The 18,011-nt window shown below is 72.3% G+C and carries 14 protein-coding genes; 6 read left to right on the top strand and 8 right to left on the bottom strand.

All coding sequences use genetic code 11. The annotated features are described in order from the left end of the window. Window positions 1–14: 14 nt before the first annotated feature. Genes IW245_RS35115 through IW245_RS35090 form a run of 6 tightly spaced genes read right to left on the bottom strand, consistent with a single transcriptional unit; the run spans window position 15 to window position 7,618 of the window. Complete coding sequence (locus tag IW245_RS35115; RefSeq protein ID WP_197007399.1) at window positions 15–665, bottom strand: ABC transporter ATP-binding protein; 651 nt, start codon at window positions 663–665, stop codon at window positions 15–17. After that, window positions 662–1,957 (bottom strand): ABC transporter ATP-binding protein, encoded by a 1,296-nt coding sequence (locus IW245_RS35110; protein WP_197007398.1) that lies wholly within the window; start codon window positions 1,955–1,957, stop codon window positions 662–664. The genes IW245_RS35115 and IW245_RS35110 overlap by 4 nt, the downstream gene beginning before the upstream one ends. Next, the gene (locus IW245_RS41900) at window positions 1,954–5,001 is read right to left on the bottom strand and encodes a hypothetical protein (protein WP_197007397.1); all 3,048 of its coding nucleotides are present in this window, start codon (window positions 4,999–5,001) and stop codon (window positions 1,954–1,956) included. Before IW245_RS41900 ends, IW245_RS35110 begins: the two co-directional genes overlap by 4 nt. A 60-nt stretch (window positions 5,002–5,061) precedes the next feature. Next, on the bottom strand, window positions 5,062–6,051 hold the full coding sequence (gene meaB, locus IW245_RS35100; RefSeq protein ID WP_197007396.1) for a methylmalonyl Co-A mutase-associated GTPase MeaB: 990 nt from the start codon (window positions 6,049–6,051) through the stop codon (window positions 5,062–5,064). Next, the gene (locus tag IW245_RS35095) at window positions 6,048–6,434 is read right to left on the bottom strand and encodes an Imm10 family immunity protein (RefSeq protein ID WP_197007395.1); all 387 of its coding nucleotides are present in this window, start codon (window positions 6,432–6,434) and stop codon (window positions 6,048–6,050) included. The genes meaB and IW245_RS35095 overlap by 4 nt, the downstream gene beginning before the upstream one ends. After that, on the bottom strand, window positions 6,434–7,618 hold the full coding sequence (locus tag IW245_RS35090) for an acetyl-CoA C-acetyltransferase (protein WP_197007394.1): 1,185 nt from the start codon (window positions 7,616–7,618) through the stop codon (window positions 6,434–6,436). The genes IW245_RS35095 and IW245_RS35090 overlap by 1 nt, the downstream gene beginning before the upstream one ends. Before the next feature lie 37 nt (window positions 7,619–7,655). Here IW245_RS35090 and mce point away from each other — a divergent pair, with 37 nt between their 5' ends. The 4 genes from mce to IW245_RS35070 all read left to right on the top strand — a co-directional run bounded on the left by mce (window position 7,656) and on the right by IW245_RS35070 (window position 13,238). Next, window positions 7,656–8,126 (top strand): methylmalonyl-CoA epimerase, encoded by a 471-nt coding sequence (gene mce, locus IW245_RS35085; RefSeq protein WP_197007393.1) that lies wholly within the window; start codon window positions 7,656–7,658, stop codon window positions 8,124–8,126. Between the two features lie 148 nt (window positions 8,127–8,274). After that, a complete protein-coding gene (gene ccrA / locus IW245_RS35080) occupies window positions 8,275–9,600 on the top strand; it encodes a crotonyl-CoA carboxylase/reductase (protein ID WP_197007392.1) in 1,326 nt (441 codons plus the stop codon). A gap of 119 nt (window positions 9,601–9,719) precedes the next feature. Then, window positions 9,720–10,970, top strand: a complete 1,251-nt coding sequence (locus IW245_RS35075; RefSeq protein WP_197007391.1) for a DivIVA domain-containing protein — start codon at window positions 9,720–9,722, stop codon at window positions 10,968–10,970. A gap of 114 nt (window positions 10,971–11,084) precedes the next feature. Continuing rightward, entirely contained in the window at window positions 11,085–13,238 is a 2,154-nt protein-coding gene (locus IW245_RS35070; RefSeq protein WP_197007390.1) for a coiled-coil domain-containing protein, read from the top strand. Between the two features lie 278 nt (window positions 13,239–13,516). Here the strand turns inward: IW245_RS35070 and IW245_RS35065 are convergent, their stop codons facing one another. Together IW245_RS35065 and IW245_RS35060 are read right to left on the bottom strand one after the other, a co-directional pair. After that, a complete protein-coding gene (locus tag IW245_RS35065; protein ID WP_197007389.1) occupies window positions 13,517–14,665 on the bottom strand; it encodes an AI-2E family transporter in 1,149 nt (382 codons plus the stop codon). Next, window positions 14,662–15,387 carry an alpha/beta fold hydrolase gene (locus IW245_RS35060; RefSeq protein ID WP_233473072.1) on the bottom strand — a complete coding sequence of 242 codons (726 nt, stop codon included), beginning with the start codon at window positions 15,385–15,387 and terminating at the stop codon, window positions 14,662–14,664. The genes IW245_RS35065 and IW245_RS35060 overlap by 4 nt, the downstream gene beginning before the upstream one ends. 68 nt (window positions 15,388–15,455) lie before the next feature. Between IW245_RS35060 and IW245_RS35055 the strand changes: the two genes are divergently transcribed. Together IW245_RS35055 and IW245_RS35050 are read left to right on the top strand one after the other, a co-directional pair. Then, on the top strand, window positions 15,456–16,166 hold the full coding sequence (locus IW245_RS35055) for a hypothetical protein (protein WP_197007387.1): 711 nt from the start codon (window positions 15,456–15,458) through the stop codon (window positions 16,164–16,166). 71 nt (window positions 16,167–16,237) lie between these two features. Next, window positions 16,238–17,875 (top strand): asparagine synthetase B family protein, encoded by a 1,638-nt coding sequence (locus tag IW245_RS35050; protein ID WP_197007386.1) that lies wholly within the window; start codon window positions 16,238–16,240, stop codon window positions 17,873–17,875. Window positions 17,876–18,011 lie beyond the last annotated feature (136 nt).

The raw sequence follows: 18,011 nt of genomic DNA, 5'->3' as shown, positions 1-18,011 counted from the left end.
ACCGTCTGACGTTTCTAGCCTCTGACCAGCTCCGCGCGGCCGTCGACCAGGTGCAGCTCGGCGTCGCACGCCGCGGCGGCCTCCGGGTCGTGGGTGGCGAACACGACTGCGGCACCCCGGCGCGCCTCGGCCTGGAGCAGTTCGATCACCCGCTGCCGGTTCTGGGCGTCGAGCTCGCTGGTGATCTCGTCGGCCAGCACGATCGTGCCGTGCATGGCCAGGCCCCGGGCGATGGAGGCGCGCTGCTGCTGGCCGCCGGACATCTCCTCGACCAGCTGCTCGGCCTGGCCGGTCAGGCCCAGCTTCTCCAGGCTGTCGGCGGTGCGCTGCGCGGCGTCGTTCGGGGTGACCCCGCCGGCGAGCAGGGCGACCTGGACGTTCTCGTTGGCGGTCAGGATCGCGGCGAGCCCGTTGTCCTGCGGCATCAGCACGACGCCCTCGGACACCGCGTGGTCGCGGTCCCGCAGCGCCGCGCCGTCCACGGTGACCGCGCCGGCCGCCGGCTTCAACAGGCCGGCCATCGCCCACAGCAGGGTGGTCTTGCCCGCGCCCGAGGTGCCGGTCACGGCGAGGAGCTGACCGGGGGCCGCGACGACGGAGACATCGGTCAGCACGGCGTGGTCGTCGTACCTGACGGTCAGTCCGTCGACTACAAGGGTTTTCACTGGTCCTCCTGGGGCGGTGTCATCGCGTTCAGTCGTACCGTTCCGTCCGGTTGCAACTCAACCCGCATCAAGGTTCCAGGTGCATAAACCTCCAGCACCTCTGGGGGCAAATGGAGCGAACCGTCGCGGCCGATCACCGCGAAGTCCTCCCCGCGCAGCCCCTCGGCCCCGACCCGGCCGTCGCGGATGGTCACCGTGCGGCCCATCTGCGCGCCGACCTCGGGGTCGTGCGTCACCACGACGACCGTGGTACCGGCCCGGTTGACCGCGTCCAGGGCCCGGAGCATCTCGTCCCGGGACCGCGCGTCGAGCTGGCTGGTCGGCTCGTCGGCGAGCAGCAGGCCGGCGCCGTTGGCGATCCCGACGGCCAGGGCCAGCCGCTGGCGCTCCCCCGGGGTCATCTCCGAGGGCTTGAGCCGGGCCCGCCGGCCGCTCATCCCGACGAGGCTGAGCAGTTCCTTCGGCTTGGGCAGCTGGCCCCGGTTCTGCCGGGCCGCGCCGCCCTGGGCGAAGTGGATGTTCTGCTCGGCGGTCAGGTACGGCAGCAGGTTGCGGGCCGCGCCCTGCAGGATCACGCCGATGTCGGTGGCCCGCATCCGCTGCAGCTCGACCTCCGTGGCCTTGGCCAGGTCGTGCGCTCCGACCTCCAGCCGGCCGGCCGCCGGGGAGATCAGGCCGGCGAGCAGGGACAACAGGGTGGACTTGCCGGCACCGGACGGGCCGACCAGCGCCACGGACTCGCCGGGGGCGATGTCGAGGTCCACGCCGGACAGGGCGACGACGTCATAGCCCTCCAGGCGGTAGATGTACACCAGGCCGCGGCAGGTGACCGCCGCTCCGGAGACCCTGCGGACCAGGGGCAGGCCGGAGGTGGTGTAGCCGGTGACGTCCCGTCGGGTCAGGGGGCGGTCCAGGTCGGTGAGGGCCGGGGGCTGGGCCGTGTGGTCGCGCAGCCAGGTGGGCTCGACCGTGGCGCCGGCCTCGGGGCGGCGGACCGGGGTCCACTGGTCGGTGCCCGGCGGCGCGGCCGGAGCCAGTCCGGGTTCACGGACCGGCCGCGGGTCACGGCCCAGGCCCGATTCACGGCCGGAGTCACGGCCCGGATCGGAGTCGCGGGTCCACGGGTCCGCCTCGCGGGCCGGCGGCCAGGGCTCCGCCTCGCGGGACCACGACTCCGGCGCGGCCTCCCTCGGCCACGGCTCCGGGGCCGGTTCCGCCTCGGGTTCCGGGTTGGCGAGCCAGCCCCGGAACTCGTGGGCCCCGCCGGTCTGGTCGTGTCGGGGCTCGGTCATCGCTCACCCTCCCGCAGTCGGTGCGGGGACGCGCCCGCGAACATCCGGAGCACCACGGCGACGGCCAGTCCGAGCCCGCACACCACGGCCAGCAGCGCCGCCGGCAGCCAGCCGGGGCCGAACGCGTCGGCCAGATCTCCCAGTCCGGCGGCGTCGCGGACGGAGACGAGTTGCAGGCCGGGCAGCATCAGGGCCGCCCCGCCGATCCCGGTGACCGCGCCGACCAGGAGTGGAACCCCGAGCAGCGCCCGGTACTCCCGGAGCACCCCCCGGCGCAGCGTCGACGCCGGCACCCCGGCCAGCCGGAGCGCGGCGAGTTCGTTGAGCCGGGCCGTCGCGCCGACGTACGCCGTCAGCAGCACCGCCCCGACGGCCAGCAGCACGGCGGCCGCGCCGGCGAGCAGGTACAGCCGCAGGGACAGCGCCGGGGCGAGGCGTTCGAGCCGGGTGACGGTGCCGTCGACGGAGTCGGACTCCAGGACCCGCGCGCCGGCGGCCGTCAGTCGTTTGCCCAGGTCGGCGGGGGCCTTCGGGGAGGCCCAGACCTCGTAGCGCAGGGTGTCGGTGTCCGCGAGGCTCGTGGTCCGCTCGGCGGAGCGCACCGCGTAGTCCAGGTCGAACAGCAGTCCCCGGTCGCCGGCCCTCGGCAGCCGGTCGGCCCGGGCGGCGACGCCGAACTGCTGGGGCCGGTCGGTGAGCGCCGGGAACGCGAACGCGTCGCCCTTCGGGACGGCTCCGACGGCCACGACCGGGATCGTGTCCGGGGCCGACACGTGTTCGGCGATCACGTCGCCGGCGTCGCCGCTGCGGATGCCGAGGCCGAGGCCGGGCCCGGAGCGGACCGTGAGTTCGGCCTGCGGGGCGCGGGCGGCGAGCCGGCGCCAGCGGCCGTCGGCCTCGAAGCCAGCGTCGACCGGCCCATCGGCCCCGCGCACGGCGGAGAGGGTGACGTCGACGGTGTACACGTCGGTGCTGCCCGGGGTGCGCGACACGCCCAGTCCGAGGAGCCGGCAGCCGGTGGCGCACCCGGGCAGCGGTGCGCCGTACGTGTGCCCGCCGGCGACGATGACGCCGAGGCCGACGGTGCGCGGCGGTTCGCCGGGGGCGCTGACCACGGCGACGAGCCGCAGCGGCCGGTCCTTCTCCGTCTTCAGGTTGGCGGCCGACGCGTCGACCTCGATCCGGTCCTTGACCACGACCGGGGCGACCGCGCCGGGCCGGAGCTTGCCGGCCAGTGCTTTGAGGTCGTGCCCGGCCCAGTCGGCGACGGCCGGCAGCTTGGCGGACTCGACGGCGAGGAGTTCCACGGATCCGTCGCCGTAGTGCTGCTGGCCGCGCACGACGGCCATCGACTGGCCCGACGGGTCGGCCTGCGCGACGGCGGCGACGAGCGCGTCGGGGTGCGCGACGTCGACCGTGAAAACCCGGTCGGCGCCCATGGTCTGCCGGGCCCGCTCGGTCCGGGCCCCGGCGGCCACGTCCCAGGAGGTGGCGGCGAAGGTGAGCAGCGCGACGGCGACGGTGAGCACGACGACGATCCGGTGCCCGGCGGGCCGGCGGGCGAGCTGTGCGGCGGAGAGCAGGGCGGCGAGCCGGCCCCGGCGGCCGGCGCGGCGCAGCGAGCCCCGGGCGTAGCCGGTGAGCAGCCGGGCGACGGCCATGCCGGCGACCAGCGCCAACAGGGGCGCGGCGACGAGCGCCAGCGCGGAGGACCGGTCCCGGAAGGCCTGGAACAGGGCGACCGCCGCCAGGGTCGCCGCAGCCACCTCCAGCACCGTGGCCCGCCATTTCGCCCGGTTGGGTACCCGGCGGAGCAGCGCCAGCACCGGCCGGCCCAGGGTGCGCCAGCCGGCCCCGAGCGCGGCGAGCACGGCCCCGGCGACGGCTGCCACCGTGGTGAGCAGCACCGGCCCGGACAGCTCGACGGCGGTGCCTGGCGCAAGCACCATGGCGGCGGCTGCCCTGACCAGCAGCAGCCCGGCCACGAGCCCGAGCGGGGCGGCCAGCACGATCAGGACCAGGGACTCCGCGAACCCGAACCGTCCGGCGCGGGCCAGCGGGTAGCCGCGCAGTTTGGCGAGGGCCAGCTCGGGCGAGCGCTCCTCGGTCACGGCCGCGACCAGCAGGAACAGCACGAACAGGCTGAGCAGGACGAGCGGAATGGCGACGACGGGTACGTTGCGCGCCACGGCCTCCTGCTCCACGACGATGTCGTCGAGGACCCCGGGCAGCGCGGAGGTGACCTGCAGGCCGCCGGCCGAGGGCAGCGCGCGGCCGAGGAGTTTGAGGTCCTCGCGGGCCGAGGCCACGTTGTCCAGGTCCAGGGCCTGGGGCTTCAACGGGTACTCGAACCGGACCCGCGCGTCGGTGCCCAGCGACCGGACGTCCTCCTCGATGCCGACGAACAGGGCGTCGGTCCGGGTGCTCGCGCCGTCGGGGCCGGGCGAGCCGGCGTTGAAGTACGCGGTGCGGCCCCAGTAGCCGGCGGAGGCGTCGACCGGGGTGTAGGTGCCGGTGATGATCAGGGTGCGGGTCCGGCCGGGCTTGCCACGCAGCGTGACCTGCTGGCCGGTCGCGAGCTTGTTGTCCTTGGCCGAGCGGTCGCTGACCAGGACCTGTCCTTCGGCGGTCGGGCAGGCGCCGGTGACGACCAGGTGCTCGCAGGCCCCGTCCCGGTACGCGAGCCGGGCGGCCAGCGCGTCCGACGGGTCACCGAACTGTGACTCGGCCTCCACCGAGGCGACCGGCGTGCCGAACGCGGCCTTCAGGGTGGGGTAGCGCCCCAGGGCGTTGCTGATCGCGAGCCTGGTGCCCGAGGTCGGGGCGGCGGCGGCGTCGGCGGGGGTGGCCGCGCCGACCAGCAGCCCGGTACTCGTCAGGGACGCGTGGGTCAGGCCGTCGAGCAGCACGGACTGCTGGGCTGCCCGGGAGTACGCGGGGGCGAGCACCGCGGCGGTCACGGCCACGGTGGCTAGCAGCAGCACGGCGAGGGAGCGGCCCCAGCGGTACCGAATCCCACGCAGCGTGACGGTCCAAGCCGTCAACGTAGCCTCCCCTGGTTCAGCGCCCGAGCCACATCGCAGGGGATCGCGCAGGGAGCTTAGCTACTGGGAAAGGCCAGCGAGAAGCGCGTCTGCCGCTGTGAACGGATCGAGACCTCCGGTGGCCACCTTTGCCGCCAGATCGGGCAATGCGGCCTCACCACGCAGGTTGCCCAGTTTTGCCCTGAGAGTGGATAGTGCGAGCGCCTCGATCTCCGCAGCCGCCCGGGCCGTCCGACGCCGGTCGAGTTCACCGTGCGTGATCAGCCATTCGCGGTGGTTGTCGATCGCCGCGCGCACCAGATCGATGCCCTCGTTCTTCGACGCCACGGTCTTGACCAGCTCCGGCCGCCAGGCGCCCGGGCCGGGGGCGCTGAGCGCGACCATGCCCCGGATGTCGCGGGCGGTGCTGTCCGCGCCGTCCCGGTCGGCTTTGTTGACCACGAAGATGTCGGCGATCTCCAGGATGCCGGCCTTGACGGCCTGGATCCCGTCGCCCATGCCCGGGGCGAGCAGCACGAGCGTGGTGTCGGCGAGGGAGGCGATCTCCACCTCGGCCTGGCCGACGCCGACCGTCTCGATGATGATCACGTCGCAGCCGGCGCCCTCGAGCACCCGGACGGCCTGCGGGGTGGTCGCCGACAGCCCGCCGAGGTGGCCCCGGCTGGACATCGAGCGGATGTACACCCCGGGGTCGGTCGCGTGGTCCTGCATCCGGACCCGGTCGCCGAGGATCGCGCCGCCCGAGAACGGGCTCGACGGGTCCACGGCCAGCACGCCGACCCGCTTGCCCGCCTCACGGTAGGCCGTGACCAGCGCGGACGTGGTTGTGGACTTGCCGACGCCGGGCGAGCCGGTCATCCCGATCACCGGCGCGCGCCCGGTGTGTGGTGCGAGTTCGGCCGCGATCTCCCGGGACAGCGGGCTGGCGTTCTCCACCAGGGTGATCAGCCGGGCCACGGCCCGGGGGTCACCCTGCCGGGCCAGCGCGACCAGGGTCGGGACGTCGGCGTCACGGAGTCGGAACCGGGCCGGGGCCTCGTCCTGCATCATGCCACGACTTCCTCACCCAGCGTCCGCTGTAGGCCTCTTCGTACGGTTTCGGTCTGGTCCGGTGCGAACGTGATCCGGAACGTGCGCGGCACGTCCAACTCGGCGGCGTTCCCGGGGGCCAGGTCGAACTCGACCTGACCCTCGCTCACGGTCACCGAGCGGACGCCGCCGTACGTCGTCCCCTCCTGCACGCCCCAGACCAGGCAGTACGGCTCGTCGGGCACCATCGGCTCGTCCTCGCGCATGACGATCAGCGCCCCGCCGGTGCCGCGCTCGTCGGCCCCCAGCCAGAACTCGTAACCGTCGTAGCCGTCCGACGCCTCGGTGGCCGGCTGGCCACCGAGGAGCCGGGCGAAGAACGCCAGCGGTACCCCTCCGCGCATCAGCTACGCGGCACGCGGAGCAGCAGCGCGTCCCCCTGGCCACCGCCACCGCACAGCGCGGCGGCGCCGACCCCGCCACCCCGGCGCTTGAGCTCCAGCGCGAGGGTCAGGGCCAGCCGGGCGCCGGACATGCCGATCGGGTGGCCGAGCGCGATCGCCCCGCCGTTGACGTTGACGATCTCGTCACTGACGCCCAGGTCGCGCATCGACTGGATGCCCACGGCCGCGAACGCCTCGTTGATCTCGATCAGGTCGAGGTCGGCGACCGTCAGGCCCTCCTTGGCGAGGGCGTGCTTGATCGCGTTGGACGGCTGGGAGTGCAGCGAGTTGTCCGGACCCGCGACGTTGCCGTGCGCGCCGATCTCGGCGATCCACTCCAGGCCGAGCTCCTCGGCCTTGGCCTTGCTCATCACGATCACGGCGGCCGCGCCGTCGGAGATCGGGGACGAGCTGCCGGCGGTGATGGTGCCGGCCTTGTCGAACGCCGGGCGCAGCTTGCCCAGGGTCTCGACCGTGGTGTCCGGGCGGATGCCCTCGTCCTCGGTCAGCAGCACCGGGTCGCCCTTGCGCTGCGGCACGCTGACCGGGGCGATCTCGTCGGCGAACACGCCGTTGCTCTGCGCCTTGGCCGCGCGCTGGTGGCTGCGGGCGGAGAACGCGTCCTGGTCCTCGCGGGAGATGCCCAGCTTGCTGACGAAGTTCTCCGTCGACTGGCCCATCGGGATGTTGTCGTACGCGTCCGTCAGGCCGTCGAGGGCCATGTGGTCCTTGATGACCACGTCGCCGTACTTGTAACCGGCGCGCTGCCCGACGAGCAGGTGCGGCGCGTTGGTCATCGACTCCATGCCGCCGGCGACGACGATGTCGACCTCACCGGCGCGGATCAGCTGGTCGGCCAGCGCGATCGCGTCGAGCCCGGAGAGGCAGACCTTGTTGATGGTGAGCGCGGGGACGTTCATCGGAACGCCCGCGCCGATGGCCGCCTGACGGGCGGGGATCTGCCCCGCGCCGGCCTGCAGCACCTGACCCATGATCACGTACTGGACCTGCTCCGGCGCGACCCCTGACCGCTCGAGAGCGGCCTTGATCGCGACAGATCCCAGCTGGGTGGCCGAGAAGTCCTTGAGGTTGCCGAGCAGCCGCCCCATCGGGGTACGCGCGCCGTTGACGATCACCGAGCCCATGTCGCCTCCACGATTGAAGTTCGTCCAGACTAGGGGCATGACCACATCCGCAGCCCCGGGGGCAGCACCCCGTTCCGACGGTATCGGCCTGCTCCGCATCGACCACGTCGGGGTGGCCGTAGCCGACCTCGACGCCGCCATCGCGTTCTATGAGAACACCTTCGGCATGCGCTGTGTCCACACCGAGACCAACGAGGAGCAGGGGGTACGCGAGGCCATGCTCGCGGTCGGCCCCACCTCCGAGGGCGGTTGTATCCAGCTCTTGTCCCCATTGTCCCCCTCCTCCACGATCGCCAAGTTCCTCGACCGGTCGGGTCCGGGGGTCCAGCAGGTCGCGTACACCGTGGCCGACATCGACGTGGCCTGCGCCACACTCCGCGAACGCGGCGTCCGGCTCCTCTACGACGCCCCGCGGCGGGGTACTTCCGACTCCAGAATCAACTTTGTCCACCCCAAGGACGCCGGGGGCGTGCTGGTCGAGCTCGTCGAGCCCGCCGCCGGGCACTGATCCGGCGGGATTTCTCGCCGGAAGGTCTTCCTTAACGATCGTTCACGTGACACCCTTTGACCTGAGTGCGGTATCTCACAGAATGCTGCGCGCACCCTGCTACCCATGAGTAACATGCGGGCAGAGACGCCGGTCACAGGAGGCACCCATGGACGACATCCGCACCGCCATCAACGCGGGCGACCGCGAGGCACTCGCCGCGATCAAGATCCCGGCGAGCTACCGAGGGGTCGTCGTCCGCCGTGAGGACGAGGGGATGTTCGACGGCGTCGCGCACCGCGACAAGGACCCCCGGCAGTCCATGCACGTCCAGGAGGTGCCCACCCCCGAGGTCGGCCCCGGCGAGGCGCTGATCGCCGTCATGGCCAGCGCGGTCAACTACAACACCGTGTGGACCTCGATCTTCGAGCCGGTGTCCACGTTCCGGTTCCTGGAGAAGTACGGGAAGCTGTCGGAGCTGACCAAGCGGCACGACCTGCCGTACCACGTGATCGGCTCCGACGCCGCCGGTGTCGTCCTCGCCGTCGGCGCGGGCGTCACCAAGTGGAAGGTCGGCGACGAGGTCGTCGCGCACTGCCTCAACGTCGAGTTGGAGGAGCCCCAGGGCCACGACGACACGATGCTCGACCCGCAGCAGCGGATCTGGGGCTTCGAGACCAACTTCGGCGGGCTCGCCGAGCTGGCCCTCGTCAAGGCCAACCAGCTGATGCCGAAGCCCGACCACCTGACCTGGGAGGAGGCGGCCAGCCCCGGGCTGGTCAACTCCACCGCGTACCGGCAGCTGGTCTCCAAGAACGGCGCCGACATGAAGCAGGGCGACGTCGTCCTGATCTGGGGCGCGTCCGGCGGCCTCGGCTCCTACGCCACCCAGATGGCGCTCAACGGCGGCGCGATCCCGATCTGCGTCGTCTCCAGCGAGGACAAGGCGGACATCTGCCGGAAGATGGGCGCCGAGCACATCATCGACCGCCGCGACTTCCAGTTCTGGAAGGACGAGAACACCCAGGACGAGCGCGAGTGGCGCCGTTTCGGGGCGAAGATCCGCGAGCTGACCGGCGGCGAGGACCCCGACATCGTCTTCGAGCACCCGGGCCGCGAGACCTTCGGCGCCTCCGTCTACGTCGCCAAGCGGGGCGGCACGATCGTCACCTGCGCGTCGACCTCCGGATATTGGCACACCTACGACAACCGGTACCTCTGGATGAGTCTCAAGCGGATCGTCGGCAGCCACTTCGCGAACTACCGCGAGGCGTGGGAGGCCAACCGGCTCGTGGCACTGGGCCGTATCCACCCGACGCTGTCCAGCGTTTACCCCCTTGAGCAGGCAGGTCAGGCCGCCTACGAGGTGCACCGCAACCAGCACCAGGGCAAGGTCGGCGTGCTCTGTCTCGCCACTGAGGAAGGTCAGGGCGTGCGGAACCCGGAGATGCGGGCCAAGCACCTGACGGAAATCAACCGGTTCCGAGGACAGTAGTTTTTGACAGAGCGTGTTCTCGAGCCTACGGTTAGAAACCGTTCGTATACGTATTTATCGGTCTACGTAAAGGGCTTCCACCCTTGGCGAGACCCCTGCCGGTCTGCGAGTATGTGCCAATGCCCCAGCAGCCCTCCATGACATTCTTCGAGCAAGCGAACAGTCAACCCGATTTCACGGTCGTTCTGCGTGGTTATGACCGCGCGCAGGTCGACGACTTCGTCCAGCGGCTCAATGCTGCGCTGGCCCAGTCCGAAGGTGCCCGTTCCGAGGCCGAGCAGCGGATGACCGACGCCCAGCGTCGCCTCCGCCAGTCCGAACAGCGGATGGGCTCGCTGGAACAGAAGGTCACCGAGCAGACCAAGGCCATCGAGGAGAACTCACGGCCCACGCTCTCGGGGCTCGGCACCCGGGTGGAGCAGATCCTCCGCCTCGCCGAGGAGCAGGCCAACGAGCACCGCGCCGAGGCGAAGCGGGAGGCGGAGGGCATCTTGTCCACCGCCCGGCTGGAGGCACGCGAGATCACGGACAAGTCCCGCGCGGAGGCGGCCGCCATGAAGGCGACCACCGAGCGCGAGGCGAGCGGCCTGAAGACGGCCGCCGAGCGCGAGGCAGCCGAGCTGCGGGTGCAGGCGCGTCGGGAAGCCGACACGCTGCGGGCGGACGCCGACCGCGAGACCAAGCAGCTGCGTACCTCCGCCGCCCACGAGGTGGCCGAGCTGCGCGCGACGGTCGAGCGCGAGGTCGCCACCCTGCGGGCCACGGCCGAGCGGGAGATCACCCAGCTGCGCGCCAAGGCCGCCCGCGAGGCGGAGGAGAAGCGCGCCGAGGCCACCAAGCTCTACGCGGAGGCCAAGGAGAAGCGGGACAAGGACCTGCAGTCCCTGGCCCTCGAGCTCGCGGAACGTCGCGAGACCTCCGAGCGCGAGGAGTCCGAGCGGCACAACTCCGCGGTCGCCGCGACCCAGAAGCTCGTCACCGAGGCGGAGCAGCGTGCCCGCACCGCCGACGAGCGGGCCAAGGAGACCGAGCAGCGCGCCGAGTCCCGGCGGATCGAGGCCGACCGCACGGCGAACGACACGATCGAGAAGGCCAAGGCGCTCGCGGAGAAGACCACGAGCGAGGCCCGGAGCGAGGCGGCGCGGGCCACGGCCGACGCCCGCAGCGAGGCCGAGCTGACCACCACGGCCGCCCGCCGGGAGGTGGAGGAGCTCACCCGCCAGCGGGACTCCGTCACCGCCCAACTCGGCCAGCTCCGCGAAATGCTCGGTGGCCTCGCCAACATCGGCGGCGGCGCGCTGGGCGCGGTGCTCGGCGGCACCCCGGCCAAGGCCGAGGAGAAGGCCGAAGACAAGAAGGACGACAAGTAACCCCAGCCTCACCCACGGTGCCCGGCGCGTTCCTTGCGCCGGGCACCGCCGTATTTTCTCGTGGCACGTGCTCCTCACACCGTGCTCACACACCTTCTGGCTAGTATTAGGTGCATGGGTCAGCAGGGTGATGTGTTCACATTGGGCAATACCTCCACCGAGACAACCTTCGAAACCACACTGCGGGGGTACGACCGCAAGCAGGTCGACCGCTATGTGACGCAGATCGAGGGTTTCGTGGCCGGGCTGGCCGCCGAGCGGGAAGAGGCATTCGCCCAGGCCCAGGCGTACGCGGGCCAGGTCGCCCAGCTGCAGGCGGAGATCGCGGAGTTGCGCCGCCGGTCCGTGGTCGGCGACAAGGCGCAGTACAAGCACCTCGGTCCCCGGGTGGAGCAGATCCTCGCCCTCGCCGAGGAGGAGGCCCGTCTGATCACCACCCGGGCCAACCAGGCGATCACCGAGCACCGCGCCGCCGCGGAGCGCACCCTCGTCGAGGCCCGCAACCAGGCCGAGCAGACCGTCGGGCAGGCCCGCGCGCAGGCCGAGCAGGCGACCAAGGACTTCCAGACCGCCCTCAACGCCCGCCGGGTCACCGCCGAGCAGGAGGAGGCCGCCCGCCGGGCCGCGCTGGAGAAACAGGTCAACGAGGCCACCGCCAACGCCCAGCGCACCCTCGCCGAGGCCCGCGCCGAGGCCGAGCGCCTCGTGTCCGCCGCCCGCAGCCAGGCCGACCAGCTGACCGCGGAGACCCAGCGGTCCGTCGAGGCGCTCAAGACGGAGAGCCAGGTCCAGTCCGAGCAGATGCTCACCGCGGCCCGCACCCAGGCCGAACAGACCCACGCCGAGACCCAGCAGTTGCGGGCCACCACGAAGCAGCAGATCACCGACCTGCACCAGCAGCTGCAGCGCGAGGTCGCCGAGCGGCGCGCGACGGCGCAACGCGAGATCGAGGAGCTGCGGGCCGAAGCCCAGCGCAAGGCCGCCGAACACCGGGCCGAGGCCGAGGCCACCCTCACCAAGGCGCGGTCCGACGCCGACACCCTGCGCTCCGTGGCCCAGCGCGAGACCACGGCCCTGCGCGCCGAGGCGAAGTCCGAGACCGAGCGCACGGTCGGCGAGGCGCACTCGAAGGCCGAGCGCACGATCAGTGAAGCGAATTCGAAGGCCGAGCGCACGGTCAATGAGGCGAACTCGAAGGCCGAGTCCCTGCAGAAGGCGGCCCAGACCGCCGCCGAGCAGGCCCGCACCGAGGCCCAGCGGATCATCGCCGAGGCCAAGGCCCACGCGGAGCAGGCCTTAACCGCCGCCCGGGCGACCGCGGACGAGCACACCAGCAAGGCGGTGGGTGCCGCCCAGCAGACGGCCGCCGCCACCCTGTCCGCGGCACACGCCGAGGCGCAGTCGGTCGTCGGCGACGCCCACCGCAAGATCGCGGATCTGGCGGACCGCCGACAGGAGATCCGCGAGGACGTGGCCCGGCTCCGGGAGACCCTGGCGAAGCTGACGGGGAACTCGGCGGCGTTGTTCGCGACCGTGGAGGACGACGAGCCGCTCCGCCGGCCGGCCGCGATCGCCGCCCCGGTCATGCCTGCCGCCGCTGCCGCTCCTGCCGCTGCCACTCCGGCAGCTGCCGCTTCCGCCGCTTCCACTCCGGCCCCTGCCGCGTCTCCCGCTGCTGCCGCTGTCGCGACTGGCACCGCTTCCGAGCCTTCCGCAGCCGCCGAGCTCGGTGCGTCGGCTGTGCCCGCCGCTGCCGGGGCCCCTGTCACAGCGGGGACTGACGTCGGTGCGGCTGCTCGTCCAGCCGGGTCGGGTGCCTCGTCGGGGGCCGGGGTTCCGGCACCGTCCGCGGCCAAGGCCAGTGCCGGGGCTCCCGCTCCGGCCGAGTCGGCAGCGAAGTCTGAGGCTGGCACCTCTGCCGGATCGTCGGGCGGGGCCGCGCAGAAGGCGGCCGGCGGGACCCCGGGCACCGAGACCGTGCGGATCGCCGCCGCGAAGTCCGGAAGCGGGAACGGATCGACGGCCAAGGCGGATGCCTCGGCTACCGACCCCGCCGCGAAGGCCGAGAGCGCCGCCCCGGAGGGAACCGACACGTCCCAGAAGTCGACCGATGCGTCCGCGAAGTCCACGGATCGCGAGTCCGCGCAGGCCACGGGCACGAAGGCGTCGTCAGCCGGAGCGGACAAGGCCGAGGGCCCCAAGGCGACGGTGGGGCCGGCGAAGTCCGACCAGCCGGCCAGCCCGAAGTCGACCGCCGCGGCGAAGTAGCCACCAGATCAGTCAGCGTCGCCCCGGTCGGCACACGACCGGGGCGACGCTGTTCCCGTCCTGGTCAAGCACCGTTCCGGTGAGGACACGGTGCCAGTGCGGGCACGGACAACGGTCGTCCTCTGACCGGCCCGCAGACGCTGCGTCCCAGGCCAAGGCGGGCGGACGCCTCCGCCGTCAAAATATCCCGGCCATCTCCACGACCGCCGCCCGCATGCCATCGCCACGACCATGACCGCAGCCGGAGGCGTCAGCCCGGGGCGCGGGGGCTCAGGGGGTCAGCACTGGTCCTGGCGGGGCATGGCCACCTCACGGATGATCAGCTGCATCGCCGCCACCGCCGGTACCGCGATCAGCGCGCCGACAACCCCCAACAGGGCGACGCCGACCAGTACCCCGATGATCGCGGCGAGGTCGGTCACCGCCACGGCCCGGTTCATCACCTTGGGGTAGATGATCCAGTTCTCCAGTTGCTGATAGACCACGAAGAACACCACACAGGCGATGCCGACGCCCACGGAGCCGGCCGCGAAGCCGACGATGCACACGATGACCGCGCCGAGGGTGGCGCCGACCTGCGGGATGAGGTCGAGGATGGCGACGAGGAGCGCGAGGGCGTACGCGTAGGGGATGCCGACGATCAGCATGAAGATGTAGGACGCGACCCCGGCGACGGCCGCGATCCCGATCGCCCCGATCATGTACCCGCCGACCTTGGCGAGGATCTCGTCGCCCAGCCGCTCGGCGCGCACCCGGCGCGAGGCGGGCACCAGCTTGTACGCGCCGGACTTGAGCCGGTCGAACGCCGCGAGGAAGTAGAACGTCAGCACCACGGTCATCAGGGCGTTGAACATGGTGCCGAACAGGGTGCTGACCCCGCCGAGCACCCCGCCGAACAGGTTGCTGATATTCGTGGCGGTCGCGGCTTCCTTGACCTTGGTGATGATGTCGTACTTCTTGTCGAGGTCGTGCAGCCACTGGTTGTGGGTGAGCTGTTGCAGGTAGTCGGGGAACTTGCCGATCACCTGGTCGCCCTGCTGCACGAGGGGCGGGATCAGGGCCGCGATGCCGCCGCAGAAGACGAGCACCATGGCCAGCCCGACGATCGCGACAGCCAGGCCCCGGTTGAGGCCCCAGGCGCGGAGCTTGACGACGGCCGGGTTGAGCCCGACGGCCAGGAACGCCGCCACGAAGATCAACAGGAGCATGGACCAGACGTTGACGACGGCCTGGTAGGCCACGTACGCCGTGATCAGGCCGGCGCCGCCGACCAGCCCGGTGAGGAAGGGCGAGCGGGAGAAGGGCTTGCCCGGCGTACCGAACCGGGAGACCTCCTCGGCGGCGTGCTCGGCGGCCTCGGCCAGCTCTTCGAGAGCCTCGGCAGGCTCGCCCGGTGCGGTGGGGTGCGTCGGTTCCTCGCCCGTCATGCGCCGAGCCTAGCGCCCGCCGGCAAGCCCCCCATGAACTCCCGGACGGCGGCGGTGAACTCGGCGGGACGTTCCCAGGGCGGCAGGTGCCCGGAGCCAGGGATGGTGACGAGCCGGGCGCCCGGTACCGCTTCGGCGATCAGGCGCGCCTCCGCCGGCGGGGTCGTGGAGTCCAACTCCCCCACGATCACCAGGGTCGGCACGGTGACCTGCCGCAACGTGTCGAAGGAGTCGGGTCGGGCCGCCATCGCGCGCTGGGCCCAGGCGACGGCTTCGGGGCGCGCGGCGCGTACCCCCGCCTGGACCTCGGCGAGGACCGGGGACCCGGGGGCCAGCATCCGGGCAGCGAGCACGTCGGTGTCGTCGCCCCCGGCCAGCACCGACTCGGCCATCCGCAGCCGGTTCGCCGCGGCGTCGGGAGCGTCGGCGCCGGCCTTGGTGTCGGCGAGAATCAGAGCGCCGACCCTTTCCGGGTACTCCCGAACCACCGCCATCGCGACGTAACCTCCCATGGACACGCCACCGAGGACCACCCGGTCGAGCCCGCGCCGGTCGAGTTCGGCGACGACGTCGGCGGCCAGGGCCGACATGCCCGGGGGCGCGTCGGGGACGGCCGAGGTGCCGAAGCCGGCCAGGTCGGGGGCGATCAGGCCGGGCAGGTCGACGGCGGCGAACATGGCCGAGGACAGCGGGAACGCGTGCAGCAGCACAGTGGGAATCACGTTCCCATCCTCGCAGCGCATGGGTTAGGTTGCTCCGGCACACGCTCCCCTGTGAAACGGAATTCCGCATGCCCCGTCGGGTAGCCCTCACCCTGACCGCCCTGCTCCTCGCCACCGCCGCGACAGCGTGCGGGTCCGCCCCGGAGAAGAAGCCGGCCGCCGCGCCGAGCACCAGTGCTCCCAGCCCGAGCGCCACGAAGCTGACCGACCCCGAGATGTACGCGATGACGAAGAAGGCCCTGCTCCCGGAGGACGCCCTCACCGCGATCTCGTTCCCAGGAAAGAGCGAGCCGGAAACCGAGCGGGTCTACCAGGGACTACTCGTCGAGTGTCACCCGGGGCTGAGCACTGATTCGTCGATCACCGGCCGAAACGTGCGGGTCTGGACCTCCGGGGAGGGCCCGTGGGCTCTCAGCGCGACCGCCGGGTTCCAGGACACGACCGCCGTGCAGGTCATCGACGAGATCCGAAAGACCATTCCGGAGAAGTGTCACGGCTGGAAAGCCACCACACCGATCGTGGACCGCAGTGTCGACTACTCGTCGGACGTGGTGCTCCCTGAGCTGCCCGGCACCACCGCGAGCTACGGCTACTGCCTGACCGTCTCCTTCATCCCGTCCGGCCACCAGAAGAGCGAATGCGCCGTCTTCGTGGGTCGGAAGGCGGCCGGCATGGACATGGTCGCGTCGTTCCACTACTCCGTCGAGAACGAGGCGATCGCCAAGGCCACCGTCGCCCAGCTCGCCCCGAAAGTCGCAGAGCAGCTCGCGAAGGTGTGACCCGAACGGCCCGGGAAAGCCTGACCGTTACCCGACTGACAGGCGGGGAACGCACCGGGCAGGATGAGCGCGTGCACCTTCTCGCGGTCAGTCATGCCGATCCGTCCGTCCCCGACCGCGTCGAGCTGCCCGACGGCAGCCTCGCCCAGGGCGGCTTCACCGTCCTGCTGAACCGCGAGCCCCGCGCCGCGCACGGCGACGTCACCCCGGCCGACGTTGCCGGCTGGCTCGTGACGGGCCCGGAGGCGTTCGGCCTGGTCACGCCCCCGTTCGCCGCGGCGCACCGTGCGGCGGAGACCGAGCCGGTCGTCGCGGTGACCGACTACCTGGGCTTCCGCCAGGTGTATTGGTGGCAGGGCTCCGGCGTCGCCGGCATCAGCACGAGCGCCCCCGCCCTGGCCGGGGTGGCCGGCGCCGGCCTCGACCACGACGCGCTGGGCGTGCAGAGCCTCCTCGGCTGGCAGCTCGGCGACGCGACCCCGTTCGCCGGGGTGTCGAAGGTGCCCGCCGGGCACTACGCGCGGCTGCACCGGGGCACGGTGGAGCTGGTCCGCTACGACATCGACCGTACCGAGGAGCCCCGGGGCCGGCAGGCGACCGCCGTGGAGGCCGCGGGGCTGCTGCGGGAGTGGCTGGTGCGGTACCTGGACGAGCACGAGGATCCGGTGCTGCAGCTGACCGGTGGGCACGACTCGCGGATCCTGCTCGGCGCGATCCCAAGCAACCGGCGGCGCGGGCTGCACACCCTGACCCTGGACTCGCAGGGTGGGCGGGACGCGCCGATCGCCGGGGCGCTGTCGGCCCGGTACAAGATGGTGCACCAGGTTTTCGACACCAGCTCGCTGACCGGCCTGTCCGCCGCCGAAGGCCACGCGCTGGCCACGGCCGCCGCCCTGCGCCTGGACTGCTCGGCCAACCCGCTCGCGCTCGCCCCGCTGTCGGCGGCGGAGAGCCAGCTCCCGCAGGGCCGCCGGCTGTCCGGCCTCGGCGGCGAGGTGGCCCGCGGCTTCTACTACGGCGCGCAGCCCTCGGGCGCGACCACGGCGCACCTGGCGGAGCGTTTCGCCCGGTGGCGGCTGTTCACCAACGAGGCCGTGGACCGCGACGCGCTGGTGCCGGAATTCACTGAGGCCGCGGAGAAGTACACGATCGGCCTGGTCACGGCTCAGCTGACGAGCTACGGCGACCAGTGGCTGCGCTCGCTGGACGAGTTCTACCTGTGGCAGCGGATGCAGCGCTGGGGCGGGGTGCACGGCACGGTCGCCGCCGTCGACCGGGTGTTCCTGAACCCGATGTTCGACCGCCGCTTCATCGAACTGGCCCGCGCCGCCGACCCGGCGGACAAGCGCGACTCCCGGCTGCTCGCCGCCATCATGCGCGAGCTCGACCTCGAACTGGCCGTGATCCGCCTCGACAGCGGCCGCAGCCCCAATCAGCTCGCCAAGGGCCGGGGCAACTGGCGGGCCACGGCCCGCAAGGCCGTCGGCAAGGTGGCCCAGCGGGTCGCCGGCAGCCGCCGGTCCCCGCTCGGCGCTCCCCTGCTGTCCCGGCTGGTCGTCGACCACTGGCGCGCGAACCGCGGCCTGCTCGACGGCCTGCCGGACCTGGTGCGCCCCTCGTACGTGGCGGAGCTGCTGGACGGCCGCCGCCCGGGCGACCCGCACACCGTGGCGTTCCTGCTCAACCTGCTCGCGGCCCCGAAACCCTGAAAGCTTCATACGGTTACGAGAGGTCCCCGACCCGGTGTCCATCGGCGGGGGCCTCGCGGGGCTCCCCGCGCGCACCGGCAACGGGGTGGGTCCGGGTCCAGCCCGGCGTCCGCTCGCCGGCAGGGCGCGCTCCGCA

The organism is Longispora fulva (assembly GCF_015751905.1).
In the GTDB taxonomy this organism is placed as follows: Bacteria; Actinomycetota; Actinomycetes; order Mycobacteriales; family Micromonosporaceae; genus Longispora; species Longispora fulva.
This window is presented reverse-complemented; position numbering and strand designations above follow the sequence as displayed.

Coding starts and splice junctions, on each gene's coding strand:
- IW245_RS35070 (WP_197007390.1), top strand. CDS start 11,085: ATGGGTCAGCAGGGTGATGTGTTCACATTGGGCAATACCTCCACCGAG.
- IW245_RS35090 (WP_197007394.1), bottom strand. CDS start 7,618: ATGGGCTCGGTGATCGTCAACGGCGCGCGTACCCCGATGGGGCGGCTG.
- IW245_RS35095 (WP_197007395.1), bottom strand. CDS start 6,434: ATGCGCGGAGGGGTACCGCTGGCGTTCTTCGCCCGGCTCCTCGGTGGC.
- mce (WP_197007393.1), top strand. CDS start 7,656: ATGACCACATCCGCAGCCCCGGGGGCAGCACCCCGTTCCGACGGTATC.
- meaB (WP_197007396.1), bottom strand. CDS start 6,051: ATGATGCAGGACGAGGCCCCGGCCCGGTTCCGACTCCGTGACGCCGAC.
- IW245_RS35055 (WP_197007387.1), top strand. CDS start 15,456: ATGCCCCGTCGGGTAGCCCTCACCCTGACCGCCCTGCTCCTCGCCACC.
- IW245_RS35065 (WP_197007389.1), bottom strand. CDS start 14,665: ATGACGGGCGAGGAACCGACGCACCCCACCGCACCGGGCGAGCCTGCC.
- IW245_RS35110 (WP_197007398.1), bottom strand. CDS start 1,957: ATGACCGAGCCCCGACACGACCAGACCGGCGGGGCCCACGAGTTCCGG.
- IW245_RS35075 (WP_197007391.1), top strand. CDS start 9,720: ATGCCCCAGCAGCCCTCCATGACATTCTTCGAGCAAGCGAACAGTCAA.
- ccrA (WP_197007392.1), top strand. CDS start 8,275: ATGGACGACATCCGCACCGCCATCAACGCGGGCGACCGCGAGGCACTC.